The sequence below is a fragment of the Dyadobacter luteus genome (assembly GCF_003383615.1).
Lineage (GTDB): Bacteria > Bacteroidota > Bacteroidia > Cytophagales > Spirosomataceae > Dyadobacter > Dyadobacter luteus.
The window spans coordinates 157,780-178,916 of record NZ_QNUL01000003.1; the positions used below are offsets into that span (position 1 = coordinate 157,780).

The window sequence follows — 21,137 nt, forward strand, 5'->3', positions numbered from 1 at the left end:
GAATTACCTATTTAAAGTCCAATTAAATAGTTGCATATTTTTGTACCCGCTGCATACTTTGGAATTGACCAAAGCTTCATTTAGATTCGCTGCCATGCAAACAAACCAGAAGCTCCCGTCCAAACTTCTTGCCGAACGCTTTCCCTTCCGCCCTACAGAAGGTCAGTTACGCTTTTTTAAGCAAACCGATAGTTTCCTTGTTGAGAAAAAAGGCCTGGAAAGATACAGGGATTGTTTTCTACTCAGAGGTTATGCCGGTACGGGGAAAACAACAATTGTCAGTACACTGATTAAAGTGATTCCTTCTTTTGGATACAAATCAGTACTGCTCGCTCCTACCGGCAGAGCCGCGAAAGTGATGTCGGGCTATGCCGATAAAATAGCATTGACCATTCATAAAAAAATCTACAAGCAAACTGCTGATCCTTACACCGGATCTCTTTCTTTTCAACGGCAAAAAAACTACCATACCAAAACACTTTTCATTGTAGATGAAGCGTCGATGATTACGGACGAGGCCGATTTTGGCAACAGAAGTCTGCTCTCCGATTTGATAGAATATGTATTTGAACATGAAAGTAATAAACTGATGCTGATCGGTGATGTGGCTCAGCTTCCACCCGTAGGGCAGGATCTCAGTCCGGCACTTGAAAAAAGCTTTCTGGCTAAACGTTATGACATGAGCATCTTTGAGGAAGAGCTCAGAGAAGTAATGCGGCAGGATTCTGAGTCTGGCATTCTGTATAATGCCACAGAATTAAGGAATCAGCTGACACAGAAGGAGCCGCAAATAAACATTGCCACTAAATCATATCGTGACGTGTTCCGAATGACCGGAGATAAACTGGAAGACGGACTCAGGTATGCTTATGAAAAATTCGGACAAGAAAACACAATTATTCTCACGCGGTCCAACAAGTCTGCTGTACAGTATAATGAGTACATCCGCCGAATAATTAATTTCTCTGAGGACGAACTTGACGCAGGCGACAGGCTCATGGTTGTGCGTAACAACTACAATGTTCTGGAAGAAGAATCACCGGCCGGCTTTATTGCAAATGGGGATTTTGTAGAACTGCTGAAGATCAGAAGAACACAGGAAATGCACGGCTTCCGCTTTGCGGACGTGACATTACGACTCACTGATTACGACAAGCAACCTGAATTTGACGCCAAGATTATTCTTGATACGCTTCACTCTGCTTCGCCATCGCTTTCGAATGAGGATAACAGAAAACTTTATGACAGTATTCAGCAGGATTATGCCGATATCAAGTCAAAAAAAGAAAGAATGGAAGCCCTTCGTAAAGATCCATTTTTGAACGCTTTACAAGTTAAATTTGCCTATGCGCTCACAACTCATAAATCGCAGGGAGGCCAATGGAGTGCAGTTTTCATCGACCAGGGCTATCTACCCGAGGAACAGGTAAATACTGAATTTATCAGATGGCTTTACACCGCAATTACCAGGGCGACAGATGAAGTTTTTCTAATGAATTTTCACCAGCATTTTTTTAAATAAATTCTGTCTTGTTAAAGCGCTGCAGCTCTTTTTAAACGATCGTTAATCGCAACACCCAAACCGTTCACAGGAGTATATTCCGCCCATATTTCGCTTGCATCCGAAGTATCCAGCTCTCGCAGGTAAGTAAACAAATTATGGGCCGCTTCCCGTACATCACCCGTGTCACTCAGGACCCGTGTTATATTTGTAGAAAGCGCTTCAGGTTTGGTAAAAAACAAAACAGCAACGTCGGCGGGAGCATGCAGAAGCTCGTCCGCAGATTTTATAAAAAACGGTTTCCGGGGGGCATAATGACTTTTAAGCATACCCGGAGCCTGAGGGTTAGATGTCGAGTGCGGAAGAACATTGGCTTTCCCTACTACAGCTTCAATATCTTCCACAGCCAGTCCGCCCAAACGGTATATGGTAGGGACATCTTCAACGAAACCTACGATGGTTGATTCAATTCCTACGTTACATTCACCTCCATCAAGTATATAGGCAATCTTATCTCCCAGTTGCGCATCTACATGAGCCGCAGAAACAGGACTTATATAACCAAATGGATTCGCACTTGGAGCGGCAAGCGGAAAATCGAGCGTTCCAAGCAATTCCAGCGTCAATGCATGATCAGGAATTCGCACTGCTACCATGTCCAATCCAGAGGTAACAATATCAGGAATAATGTCACGTTTAGGCAAAAGTAATGTCAGTGGTCCGGGCCAGAAGGCTTCAGCCAAAGCCTTTGCCATTCCATCAAACTTTGTCACAAAATGACCTACTTTTTCCAATGAGTCCGTATGTATGATCAAAGGATCAAATGCCGGACGGTTTTTCGTTTCAAAAATGGATAAAACTGACGCCCGGTTTAATGCGTTTCCGCCTAATCCATATACAGTTTCAGTAGGAATTGCCACCAATTGTCCATCAGCGAGGATTTGCGCAGCAGCCTGAATGTCTTTACCTATTGTAGCCAAAATAACTTCATTAACAAAATGCAAAGTTAATCAAAAACACGTTCAAGTTGCTAAAGATGCATTCCGTCGGCATCAATATGAGGTGTTTAACGCATTTTATTCATTATCCGGATAGTCCTTTTCGTGATTAGAGAAAGTACCATTTTAGATTCGTTTTAAATAAGTCTCAAATCAATATCATTGTACTTTCAATACATTTTCTGTGTTTATATTTATTAAAAAATATACTTTATCTAACCCTTAATTATGTTTCAAATTAAAGAACAGCCAACGGTATTCGATGTCGTTATCATCGGTTCCGGTGCTGGCGGTGGAATGGCGGCCTACCAGCTTGCCAAAGCCGGCGCCAAAGTAGCATTGCTGGAAGCTGGCGGCTATTTTGATCCAGCTGACCCTAAATACATTACCCAACTTAAATGGCCCTGGGAATCCCCCAGAAGAGGCGCAGGAAACCACCGTCCATTTGGCGACTTTGACGCAGCCTGGGGTGGATGGGAAATTGAAGGAGAGCCGTACACACGTAAAAACGGTACTCAGTTCGACTGGTTCAGATCCAGAATGCTTGGAGGAAGAACCAACCACTGGGGGCGTATTTCGCTTCGCTTCGGCCCAAAGGATTTTAAGAGAAAAAGCATTGACGGACTTGGCGACAACTGGCCGATTGGTTACGACGATGTAAAACCATATTATGATCAGGTAGATAAACTGATCGGTGTATTCGGTACCGTTGAAAACATTGACAACGAGCCGGATGGAATTTTCCTTCCGCCGCCGAAGCCACGTCTTCATGAGATGTTTCTGCAAAAGGCAGGTAAGAAAGCCAATGTTCCGGTAATCCCATCCCGATTATCCATCCTGACCAAACCTATCAACGACCAGCGTGGTGTCTGTTTTTACTGTAGCCAATGCGGGCGTTCATGCCAGGCTTATGCCGATTTTTCTTCATCGTCAGTTTTGGTTATTCCGGCGGTAAAAACCGGAAATGTAACGTTGATCAATAACGCCATGGCGCGTGAAGTACTAACTGATCCTAATACGGGTCTTGCAACAGGGGTTTCTTACGTTGACCGTGAAAAATTAACTGAGCATACCATCAAAGGAAAAGTGGTTGTACTGGCAGCAAGTGCTGGTGAGTCAGCACGTTTACTTCTGAACTCCAAATCAGAGAGACATCCGAATGGTCTGGCAAACTCCAGCGGTGTGGTTGGCCGTTACCTGCATGACTCTACAGGAGCTTCCAGAGGTGCATTCCTTCCTCACCTGATGGACCGTAAGAGATATAATGAAGATGGTGTGGGTGGTATGCACGTGTATACACCGTGGTGGCTCGACAATAAAAAACTGGATTTCCCCCGCGGATACCATATCGAATACGGTGGCGGCATGGGTATGCCAGCTTATGGTTTCGGCTCAGGTATAGAGGCCATGAACGGTAAGTATGCAACTGCTGCAGGTGTAATGAAACCAGCAGGAGGATACGGGGCATCTCTGAAAGAGGATTACAGAAGATTCTATGGTGCTTACATCGGAATGGCAGGTCGCGGAGAGGCTGTTCCCAATTATGATAACTACGCAGAAATTGATCCGACGGTAGTTGACAAATACGGTATTCCGGTACTACGCTTCCATTACAAATGGTCGGATTACGAGATCAAGCAAGCCAAACACATGCATGACACTTTTGAAGAGATCATTCATGCTTTAGGCGGTGTGGCAAGCGGCGTGAAGCCAGGTGCTGATACCAATTACGGTATAGCTGCTCCCGGACGGATTATCCACGAAGTGGGTACTGTAAGAATGGGCGATGATCCTAAAACTTCTGCGCTGAATCGGTTCTCGCAAGCTCACGATGCTAAAAACGTATTCGTAGCGGATGGTGGATCATTCGTATCGCAGGCGGATAAAAACCCAACCTGGACCATCCTTGCTTTGGCGTGGAGAGCATCTGACTACATTATTGATCAGACAAAGAAGAAAAATATCTAATCACCTGAACGTCATTTAATTATTATGAAACGTAGAGATTCATTAAAAGCACTTACGCTCAGCTCATTAGGTATTGCGGGTCTTAATCCGCAGGTAGCTATGGCGGAGCAAAGAGAGCTTGACAGCAACCTGCCGCCGGAAACTCCGATCAAAGTCCCTGGCGGACGGATGAAGGAAGAAGCCATCCACGATGCAAAACTGATGAAGGAGAAATTCTTCACCGTAGCAGAACTTGCTACCATTAAAGTGTTGTGTGATATTATCATTCCTGCTGACGGTAAGTCGGGCAGCGCTTCTCAGGCAGGAGTACCGGCATTTATTGAGTTCATTGCCAAAGATATGCCTCAAAACCAGACACCGCTTCGCGGAGGTTTGAAGTGGCTTGACAATGAGGCTAATAAGCGCTTTAAGAAGATATTCACGCTTTGCACCAAAGACCAGCAAATACAGATCGTTGACGACATCGCCTATCCGGAGAAAGCTAAACCGATTTACAGCCAGGGAGTAGCATTTTTTAATCTGATGCGTAACCTGACGGCTTCCGGGTTTTACACGACCCGAATCGGGATTGACGACATCGGATATGTAGGTAACACGCCCAATATCTGGGAAGGCCCTCCGGCTGATGTGATCAAGCAGTATGAGAAGTATATTGTTTAGAGAAATAAAATTCACAATCACATCTGCCAGCACTAAGAAGCAGATGTGATTGTAGAAAATTAATCATTGTAAATGCAGGAAGTAAAAGAACTCATTGATCTGATTCACAGTGAGCTAAAACCATTAGGTTACAAAAAGAAAGACCGAAAATGGTCTATTGAAACAGAGGAATTAGTTAAGGGAGTAGACATTCAAAGATCCAATTTCTCTAAACTCTACTATATTAATTACGGTTTCATAATCAAAGGCCTGGATTTAGGCGATTGGTATCATCATTATAGTTACAGATTAAGTAGTATAACGAGCGAAGAAAATCAGTTCGTTAAGACTTTTCTTGACTTTGAAAACCAAGAAAACACAGATGTCGTAAGGTTCACAGAAATTTTAAGAAAAAATATGATAGCGGAGTTGAACTCTATTAATACTATCATGGATCTCAGGGGCCATATCTTAGAGGATCAACGAAGAAGTGTTATGTTAACTCAGGCGACAAAAAAATTCTTGGATATAGAAATATAAGAAAATAAAAGGGTCTGCGATCATTTCGATCACAGACCCTTTTATTTTAATAATCAACCCGAAACTAGTATAGCTTAGCTCTTTGCGCTTTCACTGTTTCGTCTTTCAGGAACTCATCATAGCTCATCAGCTTATCGACAATTCCCTTCGGCCCGATTTCGATGATACGATTGGCAATAGTATGAACGAACTGGTGATCATGGGAATAGAACAACAGACAGCCGGAGAAATCAATCAGACCGTTGTTAAGGGCTGTGATCGATTCAAGGTCGAGGTGGTTAGTAGGATCATCCAATACCAGGGCATTTGCACTGGAAAGCATTGTTCTTGACAGCATACAACGTACCTTCTCCCCTCCTGACAACACTTTCGCTTTTTTAAGCGCTTCTTCACCAGAGAACAACATACGTCCCAGGAATCCGCGGATAAAGCTCTCATCTTTCTCTTCTGAGTACTGACGCAGCCAATCTACCAGATTTAAATCCACATCAAAGAATTCTGTCGGATCCTTGGGGAAATAGGATTTTGTAATCGTTACTCCCCAGGTATATTCACCTGCATCCGCTTTCTGCACTTCATTTATTACATCGAAAAACCCGCTGATCGCGTTTACGTTCCGACTTACAAATGCAATCTTATCTCCTTTATTGATATTAAAACTCAGGTTTTTGAATAGCGGAGTACCGTCTTCAGCAGTTTTGGATAACCCTTCTACACGAAGCAATTGATCTCCTACTTCACGCTCGGATTTGAATGCGATATACGGATACTTACGTGATGAAGGTTTAATATCATCAATCGTTAGTTTTTCCAGCAATTTGGCACGGGATGTCGCTTGCTTGGACTTAGAAGCATTCGCGCTGAATCGGCGAATAAAGTCTTCCAGTTCTTTACGTTTATCTTCCGATTTTCTGTTCGCATCCTGACGCTGCTTCAACGCAAGCTGGCTGGATTCGTACCAGAAAGAGTAGTTACCTGAGAACATCTGTACTTTACTGAAATCGATATCCACAACATGCGTACAAACTTCGTCCAGGAAGTGACGGTCGTGAGAAACAACGATAACCGTATTTTTGAAATCGGCTAGGAAGTTTTCCAGCCAGAGTACCGTTTCAACGTCAAGGTTGTTGGTAGGCTCATCCAGCAAAAGCACGTCAGGATTGCCAAATAAAGCCTGAGCTAAAAGTACACGCACTTTATCGCTACCATTCAGGTCTCCCATTTTGGCAGAGTGCATATCTTCTCCCAACCCAAGTCCGCTCAATAGCTGAGCAGCTTCAGTTTCAGCTTCCCATCCATTCAGATCAGCAAATTCTGCCTCCAATTCGGCTGCTTTTTCACCATCTGCATCTGTAAAATCTTCCTTTTCATATATAGCTTCCCGCTCCTTCATGATTTTATAAAGGCGTTCGTGCCCTAAAATCACAGCGTCCATTACAGTATGAGCATCAAATTCGAATTGGTCCTGCTTCAGGAATGTCATCCTTTCCCCGGGATTCATGCTCACCAGTCCAGTTTGTGGCTCGATTTCACCTGAGAGAATTTTCAAAAATGTAGATTTCCCTGCTCCATTCGCTCCAATCACACCATAGCAGTTGCCCGGGACAAATTTTATATTTACTTCATCAAACAAAACCCTTTTACCGTACCGAAGCGATACGTTCTGAACCGTAATCATCTTAAAATTTATTTTTTATGAATGAAGCCGCAAAAATACGAAATTCATAGCGATTTCGCATACCTTATCGCCTCTAACCTACCAAATGAGATGAAAAGAAGTATTCTTTTTACGTTTCTGTTTACCATTATTACCCTATCTGAAATTTATGCAGACATGACAGGTCAGGTATTATTGGTTTATCTGACTAAGCCATTGATTGTTTTAAGCCTGCTTGGGTTCCTTTGGAAAAATAACAACCTGCCACCGACAGAGTACAGATGGCTCGTGACTGGTTTATTGTTTGCCCTGGCTGGAGATATTTTTCTAATGATACGAGATACCGACCTGTTCATTCCCGGCCTTGGCAGCTTTCTGCTCATGCAGATTTGTTACATTTTAATTTTTCAAAAACAGATCAGTGCTGGCAAATTCTCAACCCGTTCTCTTGTTATTGGCATTCCATTCCTCACTTGCGCATTTGCGTTGTATTTCCTGCTCTTTCCCGAGCTGCCTGATCTCCTAATGCGATTCGCGGTTGCTATCTATGCATTGAGTATTGCAATGATGACCTGGCTGGCAGCACTCAGAAGATCATTTGTTTCCACTAAATCATATCAACTAGTTCTAATCGGTGCCATTTTATTTATGATTTCCGACTCATGTATAGCCATCGACAAATTCCTGGTAGCAATTCCATTCCGTACACTCTGGATTATGGGTACTTATGCGGCAGCCCAATACCTAATCGTGACAGGCTTACAAAAAACAAAGCAGACCGATTAAAGAGTAACCGGTCTGCCTGGATAATTTTATATGTTTGCATGATCAGGGAACAATACGCAGCGTATGCGCTCCTTTTCCTACACTTACTTTTCCATTTTGTTTTTTCAACGAAGGAGTCTCGCCTTTTGTAACACTCCAGAATTCTACCCCTCCATTGCCATTGCCGTATTCATGATATTCCATCACAGCCACAGCCAGATTAGAACCATCTTTATCGAAAACAACCCCTTGTGGTGAAATTCCTTCGAAAGGATAATCCGCAACCTTGGTTAAGGTACCGTCTGCTGCTACTTTGAATAGTGTCAGATTACTTCCCTGCGCAGCTCCGGCTTCCGTCCAGGGAGCACCACTTTTTCCCGAATTCACGGTCACCAATAGCTTGCCATCCGGGCTTATACCAAATGATCCTGGATTCACGCCTGTGGCAGCCTGACCAGCCACCTTATGTTCAATAGACCCATCCATCGAAAAATCTACCACAAAAACTTCTCCGCCTGCAATACCTTTTCCTTTAGGAGCCTTTGCATCCAATACAAAATAATGTTTTCCATCTGACGAGAATTTACCAAATGATGGATCCACACCTACCTTCACCGGCTTACCCAACATTTCCACATTTTTCAGCTTACCCGCTTCCCGGATTACACGGTACAAACCGACCTCCTTCGTATTGTCAAGTGTGAAAGCAATGAAATCACCTGAAGGGTGCCAGGTCAGGTCAATAATTTTAGAAGTGGAATCAATTCCTGCGGGGAGGTGAAGTACTTTCGCTGGTTTTCCATCAGCCGCGGATTCGATAAAAACCAATTCTTTTCCCTTGTCACTGGTAGAAATGATCAGTTCATTTTTATTAATGTCTATAGCAAGTGGTTTTTTACCAACTGAAAAACCAAACTTCGGCTTCGGTGCAGACAGATTCAGAATATCTACCACAAACAACTTCTCTCCCACCGGAAATTCTGCATCAACATCTTTGAGCTCAGCTACACCGTCATCCGGCTTTAAGCGACTTTCCAATACATAGGCAAGTCCGCCTACAGGAGGAACTGCTATTGTCTTGCCATATCCAAGCACTGAGTTCGATACAAGCGCGGTACCGATACCTGCACTACCTCTTTGTAAAGGAAATTTAATAGTTGTCAGCTGATCTTTCGCTGTATTATCTCTTAGCAGTTTACCATCAACCAATGCAGAAGCAGCCATATCCGCGTCTGATATAACAACCAGCCCTTTCGCATTAAAATTAACTTGTGACTGGCCTGTTGCCGGGATAGTTCCCAGAGCAATTAAACCGGCAAACAGTGCAACTTTTTTCATAAATAAAGAAGTTTAGTTTAAAATAATCGTTGCCGGATATAATTTTGTATTAGCCTGAAAATAAAGGATTAACACAAAAACACACCCTCTTTTGCAACTACCGAAGCTCGCAATTTAAGGCAAAAAGGCCTGAAAGCACAACTTTTGAGCAATTAGATTACTACTACAACTTCAGATTGGGACTATTGTTTAACGCAAAAAACCCCGACAAAATATGCCGGGGTTCCGAATCTTCGCAGAGAAAAATTATGCAGCTACCGAAAGAGAGTTAACCACACGGGCCAACTTCGATTTTTGGTTAGAAGCCTTTTTCTTGTGTATGATGTTTTTCTTTGCCAAACGATCCAACATAGAAGATACAGTTTTGTATACTTCAACAGCTACAGCTTTGTCAGTAGTTTCACGCAATTTTTTGATATAAGAGCGAGTTGTCTTGTGTTGGTAACGGTTACGCAAACGCTTAGTTTCGTTAGCGCGAATTCTTTTTAATGCTGATTTATGATTTGCCATTTCTTATAATGATATTTTTCTTTTCACAAACGGTTTGCAAAAATAGAAAAATCTGTCTCAATTCCCAAACACTGAAGGAAATATATTTATCCCATTCATAATAGTTTACTTAGGCATACGTTGCACATCGGAAGACAGGTATTCCTCCAGGCGATTCTGCAACTCGTTGATAGGGATATTCCCATGCAACTCACCCTCTACTGCTACAGATATTCTACCTGTTTGTTCTGATATTACGATCACAACAGCATCCGTCGCTTCACTCATACCCATTGCCGCACGGTGGCGAAAACCCAACGATGAGGGGACATCCACGCCGTCAGCAACCGGTAAAACGCAGCGCGCCGCCTTAATACGGCCATCCACAATCACAATAGCCCCATCGTGCAATTCGCTATACTGGTTAAAAAGGGAGACAAGCAGAGGTTTGGACATCCTCGCGTCCAGCAATTCACCTGTTTCAATAAATTTACTCAGATCATCTCTTTTGTTTACAACAATAAGGGCACCGGTAAAATTGGCGGCAATTGCCTTACTTGCTTCGACAATATCTCTCAAATCCTTGGATTGTACATCCAAAACAGAATTACGAAGGATTTTTTTCAGAAATCCATTATTGGTATGAATTGTGGATTTGCCTATAATAAGAAGAAAACGACGGATTTCCTGCTGAAAAATAACGATCAGCGCTACTGCCCCCACACCCATAAAATACTGGAGAATGGCAGTCAGCAATCCCAAACCTAATCCTTTTACAACCAGATAAAATACATATACAAACAGATATCCTAAGAAAACCCTGCTGGCAATGCTGCCACGGACAAGTATATATACCTGATACAAAAGAACTGAAACCAGAAAGACGTCGAGGATATCAGCCCAATTGACATTTAAAAAACCCACACGCATAAGAAATTCAATATTATTTCGCGACTAAATTACTATTTTTTAATATATACGTTGAGTTGCCGTCCATAGTTTTATAACTTCCACCGCCTCTTTCACATCATGCACCCTTAGTATAGATGCTCCTCTTTCCAGTGCGAGTGTATTAAGTACAGTTGTTCCATTCAATGCCTGCTCTGGTAAAATATTCAATGTCTTATAGATGGTTGCTTTACGCGAAAGCCCCGCAAGTACTGGATATCCCAATTGCTCAAATTCCCGTAAGTCCTTCAGCAAGCTGAAATTCTGCTCAATATTTTTAGCAAAACCAAAACCCGGATCTACCCATATATCAGTTACTCCTTTTTGCCTTAGTGTATCAATACTGCTTTTAAGCTCTCTGATAATGTCAACTACCAGGTTGTCATAGTGCGTCAATTGGTTCATCGTTTCCGGCGTCCCCCTCATGTGCATCAATATATAAGGTACCCTCAGCGCAGCCACTGTATCAAACATCTGCTCATCAAGAGTTCCTCCTGATACGTCATTAATAATATGCCCGCCAGCTTCAATGGCGGCGGCCGCTACCTGAGAACGAAAAGTATCTACAGAAATGATAATATCAGGAAAATACTTTTTAACCGGTTCTATCACTGCTAATACCCTGTCAGACTCTTCCTGTTCACTGACTTCAGCAGCTCCAGGCCTTGTAGAATAGCCCCCGACATCAACAATAGCCGCCCCTTCCTCTATCATATTGCCCACTTTATCAAGCATCGCCTGTCCTGAGCTTACCCTGCTATTGCTGTAAAAAGAGTCAGGAGTAAAGTTCACAATTCCCATCACCAATGGTGTTGACAGGTCTACCAGTCTCCCCCCCACATTAACCGTTTTTTTATTAACTTGCGCCATATTAAATAAGAGAATGGAAAGAGAAGCGGCACCTTATTACTGCTCCCGAAACCACCTCCACGCTTTATTGAAATATAATATTGATAAACTACCAGCCTTAATAAATCCAATTACATTGAAATCCACAGAAGCGGAATATCAGGAAATCCTACAGTATTGCCAAGATCTTTTTACAAAAAAAAATAAAGATTACGGAACTTCATGGCGCATTCTGCGAATACCTTCCATTACTGACCAGATCTTTATCAAAGCACAGCGCATTCGTACCATTCAGGATAAAGGTTTTCAAAAAGTTGAAGAGGATGTATCCACTGAATTTATCGGTATCATTAATTATTGCGTAATGGCCCTTATTCAGATTTCACTAACAGGTCAGGATCATGTTGATATAGATCCGAATGAACTCGGGGACTTGTATAATGGACAAGTGAATGAAGTAAAAGAACTTCTTTTCAATAAAAACCACGATTATGGCGAGGCTTGGCGCGATATGAGAGTTTCGTCTATGACAGATATCATTCTCATGAAATTACTTCGCATCAAACAAATTGAGGATAATCAAGGCTTTACGCTCGTTTCGGAAGGTGTAAAAGCTGGCTATCAGGATATCATCAATTACGCAGTATTTTGCCTGATTAAATCAAACGGCCTGAAAACGAACTAAGCAAAAAATACCCCGCTTTAACTTTTATAACAGAATGAAAATATTTGCTCAGATATCAAGGGTAATAGTCGGCTTACTATTTATCTTCTCGGGATTGATCAAGTTGAACGATCCTGTAGGTACACAATATAAGCTTGAAGAGTATTTTGAAGTATTTGCGGCAGATCTTCCTGCTTTCCACGATTTGTTTGTGTCACTAATCCCGATGGCACTTTATTTCTCAGTGTTCCTTTGTGCAGCAGAAGTTGTACTTGGGATTGCACTTTTAGTAGCTTATAAGCCTCGGACTACCTCCGTGTTGCTGCTTCTGATCATTCTGTTCTTTACATTCCTTACCTTTTACTCGGCCTACTTCAACAAGGTTACCGACTGCGGATGCTTTGGGGCTGCCATCAAGTTGACACCATGGACGTCATTTGGTAAAGACATTTTCCTGCTGATTCTCATACTGGTCATCGTTTACTACCGGAAGAAATTTAAACCTCTTCCAACAGGCCTGATTGTACTCTTGTCCACCATCGCATCCTTAGGAATCGCAGTATATGCGCTGCGTCACCTTCCGATTATAGACCTCCTACCTTACCGCGTAGGCGCAAGTATTCCTGCGCAGATGAAAGCTTCTGAACCTTTACGATACCAATATATTTTTGAAAAGGATGGTAAAACATCCAAGTATGAGCAGTATCCTTCTGATACCACTTTGATATTCAAAGAGATGATTGTGCTCAATGAAGATGCCAAACCAAAAATTACAGACTATAAGGTTTGGAATGATGAAGGGGATTTCACGGAAGAAAGCTTCAAAGGAAAGAAGTTATTTTTGATCATTAAAAACTTCACAGACATCAACACGGCTGCGTTTCCGGATATTAGCAAACTTATCAATCAGGTAAAAAACAAAGGGATTGAACCCATTATTCTTACCTCTGGAGACAGTGGGGAGATACAAAAGTTCATGCAGGAGCATCAGCTAAGCATTCCTTACTATTCTGTAGATGCCACGGTACTCAAAACAATTTCGCGCTCCAATCCTGGTTTGTGGTTGTTACAAGACGGAATTGTGAAGGGGAAATGGCATTACAATGACACTCCAACTTCAGAGGAAGTAGTTGAATTGGTTAAATAGGCTTTGAGTTTCAGGTAAAATGAAAAATATCATTCTTGTCGGCATGATGTCGTCCGGCAAAACAACCTTAGGTAAAAAACTTGCCCGGGTGTTGAATTACAAGTTTATCGATCTGGATAAAATGATAGAGGCAGATCAGAGTATGGATATCCCTGCCCTATTTTCCGAGAAAGGGGAAGCTCATTTCAGAGAAGTTGAAAGCAGACTTCTAAAGTCTATACAGAAGAATGCGGGGCTGGTAGTTGCTTCTGGAGGAGGAGCTCCTTGCTTCTTTGACAATATGCAGTTCATTAAGGAGTCGGGCGTCAGCATTTTCCTTGACGTTTCTGCTAAAGATCTTGCTGAAAGAATTAAAAATCATGGAAAAGACGATCGCCCTATTCTTTCCGGAGCAGTATCGCTGGAGGCCGAACTGAGTAGAAAAATTGAGGAGCGACGGCAGTTTTATGAGCAGGCAGATATTGTTATCCATGGAGTAACTGATGCAGATACATTGCTGAAATCGGTAACCCCATTACTATAGTAAAAAGTCCCGGATGTCAGAATGCATCCGGGACTTTTTGATTTTATCAAAATCCAATATTCTTATCAGAAGAAAGCTCCGACAGTCAGCATCACGTTAACAGTCTTGTCTGAAATAACTGCCGAAGAATAAAATGCAGGGTTATTCAATGTATACGGAGTATAGACTGATTTCGAAGTGGAAAGTGTTCCTCCCAAATCAGCAAAGAAACGATCTCCGCGAACGCCCGCTCCAAGAGAATACAATAATCTGCTGCGATCAATATTGGCCCTGTCCACATAAGGATCAGCCATGTAGCCCATGCCAGCTCTTGCTCTGAATTTTCCCACCCTATACTCTCCTCCTACTCTCACATTGACTGTATTTCTGTAAATATCTTTAATCTCCCGGATAGTTCCTTCCTTGAAATCACGATTTCCTGCATCATCCAGATAGCTCGTATTCGCACGCATACCTGCGTAACCAACATACTCTACGGTTCCGGTTATAAAGCCATCATTTTTAATAAACACCGTTCCTCCCAAAGATCCTCTGAATGGACTTACCACTCTGTATTCGAAATCATTTGCAGCCAGCGGAATGTAGGTATAGTCCGGAGTTATCAGTGTTCCTTCCGGTCCTGTCACTTGTCCGTCCACATAATTGGCCTCCACCGCCTGTGAGAAAGTTTCCCTGTAAGAACTGAATGTAGGAGTAGTCAAAGAACCTCCGAATTGGAACAAAGGATTCACTTTATAAATAATGCCAAGAGTCGCGTTTATACCAACCCCTGTCACGGTAAGCCCTTCATGCTGGTCAACCCAGTTCAGTTCAGGGCTATCTACGTAATTATCCTGCAGTACACGATCATATTTGTAACGTATTCTGTTTATTCCAACGGATCCACCCACGTAGAGTTTGTCGTTATAATTCCCGCCGTAGGCCAATGTCCATTGCGTATTTGCTCCTGTAGCGTTGTAGGTACCAACCTGTTCCAATGGACTTTCATTGTCAACAGCCGTATACGGAGGGCCATTTACTCCACTGGGATTTATAAGATACAACTGGTAATACGCAGCAGGAATTGAGTAAGCCAAAGGCCCGCTGGATGAAGTGCCTGGATCAAAATCAGCTTCTAACTGGCTGGGCGTAGCACCGCTCCTGTTCACATCCTCAACCACCTTATTCAGGTAAGCACTGTTTTGGTTAAATCCTGTAAAACGGTATTCTTGCCGGAACGACTGCTGACGAGAATATGAGATTCCAAACGAAGAGCGTTTCCATTTTCTCTGAAAACCGGGCTGGCTTGTAAACACTGCAGATGCATGTCCGGCAAGATTGAATTTACCCTTTGAAGTGTTGTTAATATCACCAATGTAGTCGGTCTTACTATTAACAGAAGTATAAACGGGAGTAATTGCAACTTCCGAGCGATTGTAAAAACCTAAACCTGCGGGATTTCCGAAAATTGAACTTGCGTCTCCGCCAATTGCAGCATGGTTACCACCAAGGCTCTGAAACCTTGCAGTACCATTCTGATTGATCTCAGAGTATCTGAATGCGTCACCTGCATACTGCGAAAAAGCGTTAAAACCGCTTAACAAACCTACTATACAACCACTTATGGCTATCGATGTTCTCATGGCGTCTGTAAAAACCCGGTAAAATTTAAAAGTTACTTTTAAAACGAAAACCCTGCAAAATTATGACATTTTGCAGGGTCCGATATGCTGATAAATAAATATCAGTTCAGTTAATTATCTCGGCCCTCTCGATGATGAGCGGGAAGCACCTCCTCCACCACCACCTGATGGTGCGCTATAGCTTCTTGAAGGAGCGCTATAGTTTTGAGATGGTGCGCTGTACGTTCTTGCCGGAGGACTGTAAGACTCTCTCGGAGTATTGTACGTTCTGGCTGGCGCACTGTTGTAATTCGACTGGCTGCGTGTAGGAGCTGAGTAAGATCCGCTGCTACGTGTAGCACGTGGTGCACTGTAACCTTCCGAAGAAGATGTACGTCCAGAAGAATAGTTGCTTTCAGTTGAACGTGGTCTTGAATAATAAACGTTATTACCTTCAGAGCCATTTCTTGAATAGGTACGGGCGTTAGACTCTACGCCTGTTCTACCAGTGCTGCTACCTCTTTCATACGATCTTGAAGATGAGGCCCTTGGAGCGCTGTAATACGTTCCTCCGTCAGAACTTGTTCTTCCTGCAGTCCTTGCATTACTTCCTGCAGATGAACGGCTGCCGGAAGATGTCCTGCCACTGCTCACATATCCGTTGTTGTAACGCTCAGTTCCTCTTGATGCATTTACACGAGGACCGTAAGTTCTGCTTGTTCCTCTGCCCTCACCGTTATTGATCACGATAACCGGACGATTGAATGCCCAGGGGTTGTAACCGTAACCTCCGTAAAAGCTATTGTAAAGACCCATGCCTCCCATGTAGCCAAGCCCGCCCATATAACCAAACGGGCTGTAACCAAATCCACCATAGCCATATGGATCAAACATGAATGGGTCATATCCATATGCCATCATTCTGTTGAATCCAAATGGCGAATATCCCATTCCCATCATGGATCCCATCCCGAATCCCATATATGGACTCATTCCATACATACCGCCCATTCCGAAACCGATATTCATACCGATTCTTCCTGGCCAGAAAGATCCGAATCCGTTGTTGAAATTATTAAAACGGCTTGCCTCATTATAACCATCAGCAAAACCCGCATTGTATCCAACCTGATTACCCGACAAAGATCTTGTCGCCACTTTGGATGACAGATACGATTCATCGTAGTAATCTGCTGTACCCTCCGTTTCCGGTTGAGTACTTGCATAATAGTCAGGATTATCCGATCTTGAAAGATCTTCCTGCGTATTTCTGTATGTCCTGTCGTTTGCAACGATGCCCGTACCTGCCCCGGAGCCATAAAGATCATCATACCCACCACCCGATTTTGAAACATATTGGTTGGTAGTACATCCCCAAGCTCCCAACAGCACCAGCAAAGACAAATATTTTGCTCTATTTATCATAATCATGGCTTAAAAGGGTTAAACTTATACTGATGCTAAAATACATATAAAATCTATTCCACACAATCAATAAACATCTATGCGGTTACATTAATTCCAAAATTAACATAAAAAACTATCTTTGCAATGCTGAAAATGCAAGCGATGTATATTGTCATACTCCTTTAAATTTACCAAATAATACAACGAATGAGTAAAGCCCTACCAACACGTAGTGAAAACTACTCCGAATGGTATAACGAATTAGTTAAAAGAGCAGATTTGGCTGAGAACTCTGCAGTGAGAGGATGTATGGTGATAAAACCATACGGCTATTCCATCTGGGAAAAAATGCAGCGTGCCCTTGACGACATGTTTAAGGAAACCGGTCACACGAATGCCTATTTTCCTTTATTTATACCTAAGTCTTACCTGAGCAAAGAAGCATCACATGTAGAAGGCTTTGCAAAGGAATGTGCTGTAGTGACGCACTATCGCCTGAAAAATGACCCCGACGGGAAAGGTGTAATTGTGGATCCCGATGCAAAACTGGAAGAGGAGCTCATCGTTCGTCCCACATCAGAAACGGTAATATGGAGTACATATAAAAACTGGATACAGTCTTACCGCGACCTGCCATTGCTGATCAATCAGTGGGCAAACGTAGTACGCTGGGAAATGAGAACGAGATTGTTCCTTCGTACTGCTGAATTTTTGTGGCAGGAAGGCCATACGGCTCACTCCACATCTGCCGAAGCTATTGCAGAAACTAAACAAATGCTGGAAGTATATGCTGAATTTGCAGAGCAATGGATGGCACTTCCGGTGGTAAAAGGTATCAAAACTGCCAATGAACGTTTTGCAGGTGCTGAAGATACTTACTGTATAGAGGCATTGATGCAGGATGGTAAGGCGCTTCAGGCCGGTACATCACACTTCCTTGGTCAGAACTTTGCAAAAGCATTTGATGTAAAATTCCAGGATAAAGAAGGTAAACTTGAACACGTATGGGGTACTTCCTGGGGGGTAAGTACGCGTTTGATGGGCGCTCTGATCATGGCACACTCTGATGACAGTGGATTGGTTTTACCACCAAAACTAGCTCCGATTCAGGTAGTAATTGTCCCTATTTACAAAAATGAAGAACAACTGGCTGCTATTACTGAAAAAGTAAATGAAATTCGTAAGGAGCTCAAAACACTGGGAATAAGCGTGAAGTTTGACGACAGCGACGCTTACAAACCTGGTTATAAATTTGCAGAATACGAATTGAAAGGTGTTCCTGTTCGTTTGGCGATCGGTGCGCGGGATCTTGAAAATGGTACGGTAGAAGTAGCGCGCAGAGATACCAAAACCAAAGAGACTGTTGCGCTGGAAGGCATCGCCGGTTTTGTAAGAGATCTGCTCGACAATATTCAGCAGGCTATCTACGACAAAGCTTTTGCATTCCGTGAAGAGAATACAACCAAAGTTGATTCATTCGAAGAGTTCAATAAAGTGCTTGATAGCAAAGGAGGATTCATTCTTGCGCATTGGGATGGAACATCTGAAACCGAAGAAAAAATTAAAGAAGAGACCAAAGCTACAATACGCTGTGTTCCTTTGAACGCAACCGAAGAAAGTGGTGTTTGCATCTATTCAGGTAAGCCGTCCACAAAAAGGGTGGTTTTCGCAAGAGCATACTAGTATTTTGCCGGTGCAGTTTCTGGCTGTCCGGCTAATTTTTAAACCAAACATGAATAATTGCAATGAAGCAGGCACAAGCAGGAGATAACGTACAGGTACATTACAAAGGAACTCTTCCGGATGGTCAGTTATTTGACTCTTCAGAAGGACGCGAGCCTCTCGCATTTCAATTGGGGAGCGGCATGGTCATCAAAGGTTTTGATGACGGTGTAACAGGTATGGAAATCGGAGATAAAAAAACGGTTCATATTCCTAATGCAGAAGCTTACGGTCCGGTAAATGAGGATATGATTGTTAATTTTGACCGTGCTCAAATCCCGGCCGATATTCCTTTGGAAATTGGAAGCACACTGAACATGCACCAGGATGGTGGTCAGGTAATACCTGTAGTGATTCGTGAAGTAACTGAGCAGCACGTTTTATTGGATGCGAACCATCCTCTTGCTGGCCAGGATCTGATTTTCGAACTTGAACTTGTTGGTATTAACTAACAGACTGGCTATAAATGCGTAACTGGCTGGTACGGACTCGTTCTGTACCAGCCGTTTTTATTCTGCCCATTTCAAGCTGAACGTTTCTGGCTTTGCCTTGTGAATTTTAAGTAAAATTTGTTTTCCTGCCAGGTCGTTCAACATTCTCTCCGCACGCTTTTCAGAAATATTGATGATTCGGGAAAAAGCCCTTGCTGTAACCGTATCCGTGGACTTCAGATAACTGATCAGAGATTTAACATGCCGCGTGGCCAGCAGCTTTTCTGTGTCCGCATCACCCTCTCCCTGAATCAGCAGCTTAGGAATAGGTACACTTTTATCTTTTATTCTGATATAAATAATACGCTGATTTTTCTCATTAAGCGCATAGTGAGGTTTTTCCGGACTTTCTTCAATCTCAACGCGAAGCAGCTTCCTGCCATCGAGTAATTCTGCAGAAAATGTCAGATGCAGCGAAGGTTCTATAAGCGAGCTGGCTGCCCGTTCCAGTTTTTGTAATTCGTGCAGCTCAGAAGAAACGCCTAAAATTGAACTGTCATTAGCAACTCCGATCAGCAGAACCCCACCCGAGGTGTTGGCAAAAGATGAAATCGTTTTGGCTATTTTGTACGGACTATCTATGATCCGCTTAAATTCGATACTCAGCCCTTCTCCTTGTTTGATAATTTCAATGGTGCTTCTTCGCTCCTGCATAGACCGCTGAATTGTTACAATATCTAATCTTAAAATATGCCCTTATTCAATTAACACAATTTGCTTTACAAAAGGCTTATCTCAAATCATTTTTTTATGTTTTACATTAAACTATACTTCTTCCCGGGCATAGAGCGGATCATTCCCTGAAATTCGAGATTCAAAAGCAATGCAGCCAGTTTGTTCAGGTTCATTCCGCTCTGCCACGATAGCTCATCTATCTGCATGGTTCCTTTCTGTTTTAAAAGACTCAAAACCTGCCCTTCGTCCTGTGTGAAACCATCAAATGAAATTTGTAGATCGTGCTTAGGAGATGTTCCTATTTTAGCATTTTGATCTGCAGTACCCCAGCCAAGTGCTGCCGTCATGTCTTCAACTGATGTGAATATAGCAGCTTTATTGTCTCTGATGAGTTGGTTACACCCTTCCGACTGCGGACTTTCAATCCTGCCCGGTACAGCGAATACATCTCTGTGATAATTTCCGGCAAACTCTGCCGTGATCAGACTCCCACCCTTCTTTGCCGATTCGACCACAATTGTAACATCGCTTAGTCCGGCTATGATCCGGTTACGGGCGGGAAAGCGCATGAAGTCCGGCTTTGTAGCCAATGCATTTTCGGTCACTAATCCACCATTTTGCTGCATCTCTTTTGCGGTACGAAGATGAGCCGCAGGATAAACTACATCCAGTCCGCTGGCCATTACACCCAATGTAGAAAGCTGGTGTTTAATGCAGGCACGGTGTGCAACAATGTCGACACCATAAGCAAGTCCGCTGACAATCAGAGGTGCAAATGGAGCCAAATCCCTGATGATCATCTCAGTCACCATTTTACCATATTCGCTTATTTGCCTTGTGCCCACTATACCCACTGAGCGGTAGGTATTGAAATCAAAATTTCCACGGGAATAAAGCACGATTGGCGCATCATACAGCGGCTTCAACCTTGCCGGATAGGTCGGATCTGTAAAGAAATGAAGTGCTGTATCTGTAGCATTACAGCGTTGAAATTCCTGCTCTGCAAAGGACAAGCCACTTCCGCTAAGAATAGATCGTGCTACTTTCTCCCCGACTCCGGGAATTTTGATGAGTTTCTTATAATCAGATTTAAAAACCTTCTCAGCACCTCCGCAATAACTAATGAGCTGCCGGACTGTAACAGCCCCTACGGAAGGTGTGTGTACAAGCGCAAGTGTGCTGATTTTTTCAGCTTCGGACAAAGATATCATGTAT

Annotated in this window: 20 protein-coding genes; 10 read left to right on the forward strand and 10 right to left on the reverse strand. The window is 42.9% G+C overall.

From position 1 onward, the window contains the following. The first annotated feature begins 94 nt into the window (after positions 1-94). Complete coding sequence (locus DSL64_RS05780) at positions 95-1,522, forward strand: ATP-dependent DNA helicase (RefSeq protein ID WP_115829900.1); 1,428 nt, start codon at positions 95-97, stop codon at positions 1,520-1,522. A gap of 11 nt (positions 1,523-1,533) precedes the next feature. On the opposite strand, the gene DSL64_RS05785 is transcribed toward DSL64_RS05780, so the two are convergent. Continuing rightward, the gene (locus DSL64_RS05785) at positions 1,534-2,481 is read right to left on the reverse strand and encodes an L-threonylcarbamoyladenylate synthase (RefSeq protein WP_115829901.1); all 948 of its coding nucleotides are present in this window, start codon (positions 2,479-2,481) and stop codon (positions 1,534-1,536) included. Between the two features lie 246 nt (positions 2,482-2,727). On the opposite strand from DSL64_RS05785, the gene DSL64_RS05790 reads away from it, so the two are divergent. The 3 genes from DSL64_RS05790 (at position 2,728) to DSL64_RS05800 (ending at position 5,646) form a co-directional block, all read left to right on the forward strand. Then, positions 2,728-4,467: a GMC family oxidoreductase gene (locus DSL64_RS05790; RefSeq protein WP_115829717.1), complete on the forward strand. Its 1,740-nt coding sequence runs from the start codon at positions 2,728-2,730 to the stop codon at positions 4,465-4,467. A 24-nt stretch (positions 4,468-4,491) separates the two neighbouring features. After that, complete coding sequence (locus DSL64_RS05795; protein WP_115829718.1) at positions 4,492-5,127, forward strand: gluconate 2-dehydrogenase subunit 3 family protein; 636 nt, start codon at positions 4,492-4,494, stop codon at positions 5,125-5,127. Positions 5,128-5,199: 72 nt separating this feature from the next. Then, on the forward strand, positions 5,200-5,646 hold the full coding sequence (locus DSL64_RS05800) for a DUF4304 domain-containing protein (RefSeq protein ID WP_115829719.1): 447 nt from the start codon (positions 5,200-5,202) through the stop codon (positions 5,644-5,646). 64 nt (positions 5,647-5,710) lie between these two features. Here DSL64_RS05800 and DSL64_RS05805 read toward each other — a convergent pair whose 3' ends face one another. Further along, positions 5,711-7,324 (reverse strand): ABC-F family ATP-binding cassette domain-containing protein, encoded by a 1,614-nt coding sequence (locus DSL64_RS05805; RefSeq protein WP_115829720.1) that lies wholly within the window; start codon positions 7,322-7,324, stop codon positions 5,711-5,713. A gap of 90 nt (positions 7,325-7,414) precedes the next feature. Between DSL64_RS05805 and DSL64_RS05810 the strand changes: the two genes are divergently transcribed. Next, positions 7,415-8,089 carry a lysoplasmalogenase gene (locus DSL64_RS05810; protein ID WP_158547885.1) on the forward strand — a complete coding sequence of 225 codons (675 nt, stop codon included), beginning with the start codon at positions 7,415-7,417 and terminating at the stop codon, positions 8,087-8,089. Between the two features lie 42 nt (positions 8,090-8,131). On the opposite strand, the gene DSL64_RS05815 is transcribed toward DSL64_RS05810, so the two are convergent. From DSL64_RS05815 to folP, 4 genes are all read right to left on the reverse strand, one after another. Beyond that, positions 8,132-9,406: a beta-propeller fold lactonase family protein gene (locus tag DSL64_RS05815; protein ID WP_115829722.1), complete on the reverse strand. Its 1,275-nt coding sequence runs from the start codon at positions 9,404-9,406 to the stop codon at positions 8,132-8,134. Positions 9,407-9,652: 246 nt separating this feature from the next. Then, entirely contained in the window at positions 9,653-9,916 is a 264-nt protein-coding gene (gene rpsT, locus DSL64_RS05820) for a 30S ribosomal protein S20 (RefSeq protein WP_115829723.1), read from the reverse strand. A gap of 105 nt (positions 9,917-10,021) precedes the next feature. Continuing rightward, positions 10,022-10,825 (reverse strand): diadenylate cyclase CdaA, encoded by an 804-nt coding sequence (cdaA, locus tag DSL64_RS05825; protein ID WP_115829724.1) that lies wholly within the window; start codon positions 10,823-10,825, stop codon positions 10,022-10,024. Between the two features lie 39 nt (positions 10,826-10,864). Then, on the reverse strand, positions 10,865-11,713 hold the full coding sequence (gene folP / locus DSL64_RS05830; RefSeq protein WP_115829725.1) for a dihydropteroate synthase: 849 nt from the start codon (positions 11,711-11,713) through the stop codon (positions 10,865-10,867). 115 nt (positions 11,714-11,828) lie between these two features. Between folP and DSL64_RS05835 the strand changes: the two genes are divergently transcribed. The 3 genes from DSL64_RS05835 to DSL64_RS05845 are packed head-to-tail and all read left to right on the forward strand — an operon-like array spanning position 11,829 to position 14,026. Next, a complete protein-coding gene (locus DSL64_RS05835) occupies positions 11,829-12,377 on the forward strand; it encodes a DUF1599 domain-containing protein (protein WP_158547886.1) in 549 nt (182 codons plus the stop codon). Between the two features lie 34 nt (positions 12,378-12,411). Continuing rightward, the gene (locus DSL64_RS05840; RefSeq protein WP_115829727.1) at positions 12,412-13,503 is read left to right on the forward strand and encodes a BT_3928 family protein; all 1,092 of its coding nucleotides are present in this window, start codon (positions 12,412-12,414) and stop codon (positions 13,501-13,503) included. Between the two features lie 19 nt (positions 13,504-13,522). Further along, on the forward strand, positions 13,523-14,026 hold the full coding sequence (locus DSL64_RS05845) for a shikimate kinase (protein WP_115829728.1): 504 nt from the start codon (positions 13,523-13,525) through the stop codon (positions 14,024-14,026). A gap of 65 nt (positions 14,027-14,091) precedes the next feature. Here DSL64_RS05845 and DSL64_RS05850 read toward each other — a convergent pair whose 3' ends face one another. Together DSL64_RS05850 and DSL64_RS05855 are read right to left on the reverse strand one after the other, a co-directional pair. Next, positions 14,092-15,648 carry an OmpP1/FadL family transporter gene (locus DSL64_RS05850; protein WP_115829729.1) on the reverse strand — a complete coding sequence of 519 codons (1,557 nt, stop codon included), beginning with the start codon at positions 15,646-15,648 and terminating at the stop codon, positions 14,092-14,094. 114 nt (positions 15,649-15,762) lie between these two features. Then, on the reverse strand, positions 15,763-17,058 hold the full coding sequence (locus DSL64_RS05855; protein WP_115829730.1) for a ribosomal eL19 family protein: 1,296 nt from the start codon (positions 17,056-17,058) through the stop codon (positions 15,763-15,765). Between the two features lie 183 nt (positions 17,059-17,241). On the opposite strand from DSL64_RS05855, the gene proS reads away from it, so the two are divergent. Both proS and DSL64_RS05865 read left to right on the forward strand, forming a co-directional pair. Continuing rightward, positions 17,242-18,717 carry a proline--tRNA ligase gene (gene proS / locus DSL64_RS05860; RefSeq protein WP_115829731.1) on the forward strand — a complete coding sequence of 492 codons (1,476 nt, stop codon included), beginning with the start codon at positions 17,242-17,244 and terminating at the stop codon, positions 18,715-18,717. 62 nt (positions 18,718-18,779) lie between these two features. Then, positions 18,780-19,208, forward strand: a complete 429-nt coding sequence (locus DSL64_RS05865) for an FKBP-type peptidyl-prolyl cis-trans isomerase (RefSeq protein WP_115829732.1) — start codon at positions 18,780-18,782, stop codon at positions 19,206-19,208. 57 nt (positions 19,209-19,265) lie between these two features. Here DSL64_RS05865 and DSL64_RS05870 read toward each other — a convergent pair whose 3' ends face one another. Together DSL64_RS05870 and dprA are read right to left on the reverse strand one after the other, a co-directional pair. Further along, entirely contained in the window at positions 19,266-19,901 is a 636-nt protein-coding gene (locus DSL64_RS05870) for an AlbA family DNA-binding domain-containing protein (protein ID WP_115829733.1), read from the reverse strand. A gap of 101 nt (positions 19,902-20,002) precedes the next feature. Next, complete coding sequence (gene dprA / locus DSL64_RS05875) at positions 20,003-21,133, reverse strand: DNA-processing protein DprA (protein WP_115829902.1); 1,131 nt, start codon at positions 21,131-21,133, stop codon at positions 20,003-20,005. Between the last annotated feature and the right edge of the window lie 4 nt (positions 21,134-21,137).

Coding starts and splice junctions, on each gene's coding strand:
- DSL64_RS05850 (WP_115829729.1), bottom strand. CDS start 15,648: ATGAGAACATCGATAGCCATAAGTGGTTGTATAGTAGGTTTGTTAAGC.
- DSL64_RS05805 (WP_115829720.1), bottom strand. CDS start 7,324: ATGATTACGGTTCAGAACGTATCGCTTCGGTACGGTAAAAGGGTTTTG.
- DSL64_RS05810 (WP_158547885.1), top strand. CDS start 7,415: ATGAAAAGAAGTATTCTTTTTACGTTTCTGTTTACCATTATTACCCTA.
- dprA (WP_115829902.1), bottom strand. CDS start 21,133: ATGATATCTTTGTCCGAAGCTGAAAAAATCAGCACACTTGCGCTTGTA.
- DSL64_RS05790 (WP_115829717.1), top strand. CDS start 2,728: ATGTTTCAAATTAAAGAACAGCCAACGGTATTCGATGTCGTTATCATC.
- DSL64_RS05795 (WP_115829718.1), top strand. CDS start 4,492: ATGAAACGTAGAGATTCATTAAAAGCACTTACGCTCAGCTCATTAGGT.
- proS (WP_115829731.1), top strand. CDS start 17,242: ATGAGTAAAGCCCTACCAACACGTAGTGAAAACTACTCCGAATGGTAT.
- DSL64_RS05815 (WP_115829722.1), bottom strand. CDS start 9,406: ATGAAAAAAGTTGCACTGTTTGCCGGTTTAATTGCTCTGGGAACTATC.
- DSL64_RS05840 (WP_115829727.1), top strand. CDS start 12,412: ATGAAAATATTTGCTCAGATATCAAGGGTAATAGTCGGCTTACTATTT.
- rpsT (WP_115829723.1), bottom strand. CDS start 9,916: ATGGCAAATCATAAATCAGCATTAAAAAGAATTCGCGCTAACGAAACT.
- DSL64_RS05780 (WP_115829900.1), top strand. CDS start 95: ATGCAAACAAACCAGAAGCTCCCGTCCAAACTTCTTGCCGAACGCTTT.
- cdaA (WP_115829724.1), bottom strand. CDS start 10,825: ATGCGTGTGGGTTTTTTAAATGTCAATTGGGCTGATATCCTCGACGTC.
- DSL64_RS05865 (WP_115829732.1), top strand. CDS start 18,780: ATGAAGCAGGCACAAGCAGGAGATAACGTACAGGTACATTACAAAGGA.
- DSL64_RS05855 (WP_115829730.1), bottom strand. CDS start 17,058: ATGATTATGATAAATAGAGCAAAATATTTGTCTTTGCTGGTGCTGTTG.
- folP (WP_115829725.1), bottom strand. CDS start 11,713: ATGGCGCAAGTTAATAAAAAAACGGTTAATGTGGGGGGGAGACTGGTA.
- DSL64_RS05870 (WP_115829733.1), bottom strand. CDS start 19,901: ATGCAGGAGCGAAGAAGCACCATTGAAATTATCAAACAAGGAGAAGGG.
- DSL64_RS05800 (WP_115829719.1), top strand. CDS start 5,200: ATGCAGGAAGTAAAAGAACTCATTGATCTGATTCACAGTGAGCTAAAA.
- DSL64_RS05845 (WP_115829728.1), top strand. CDS start 13,523: ATGAAAAATATCATTCTTGTCGGCATGATGTCGTCCGGCAAAACAACC.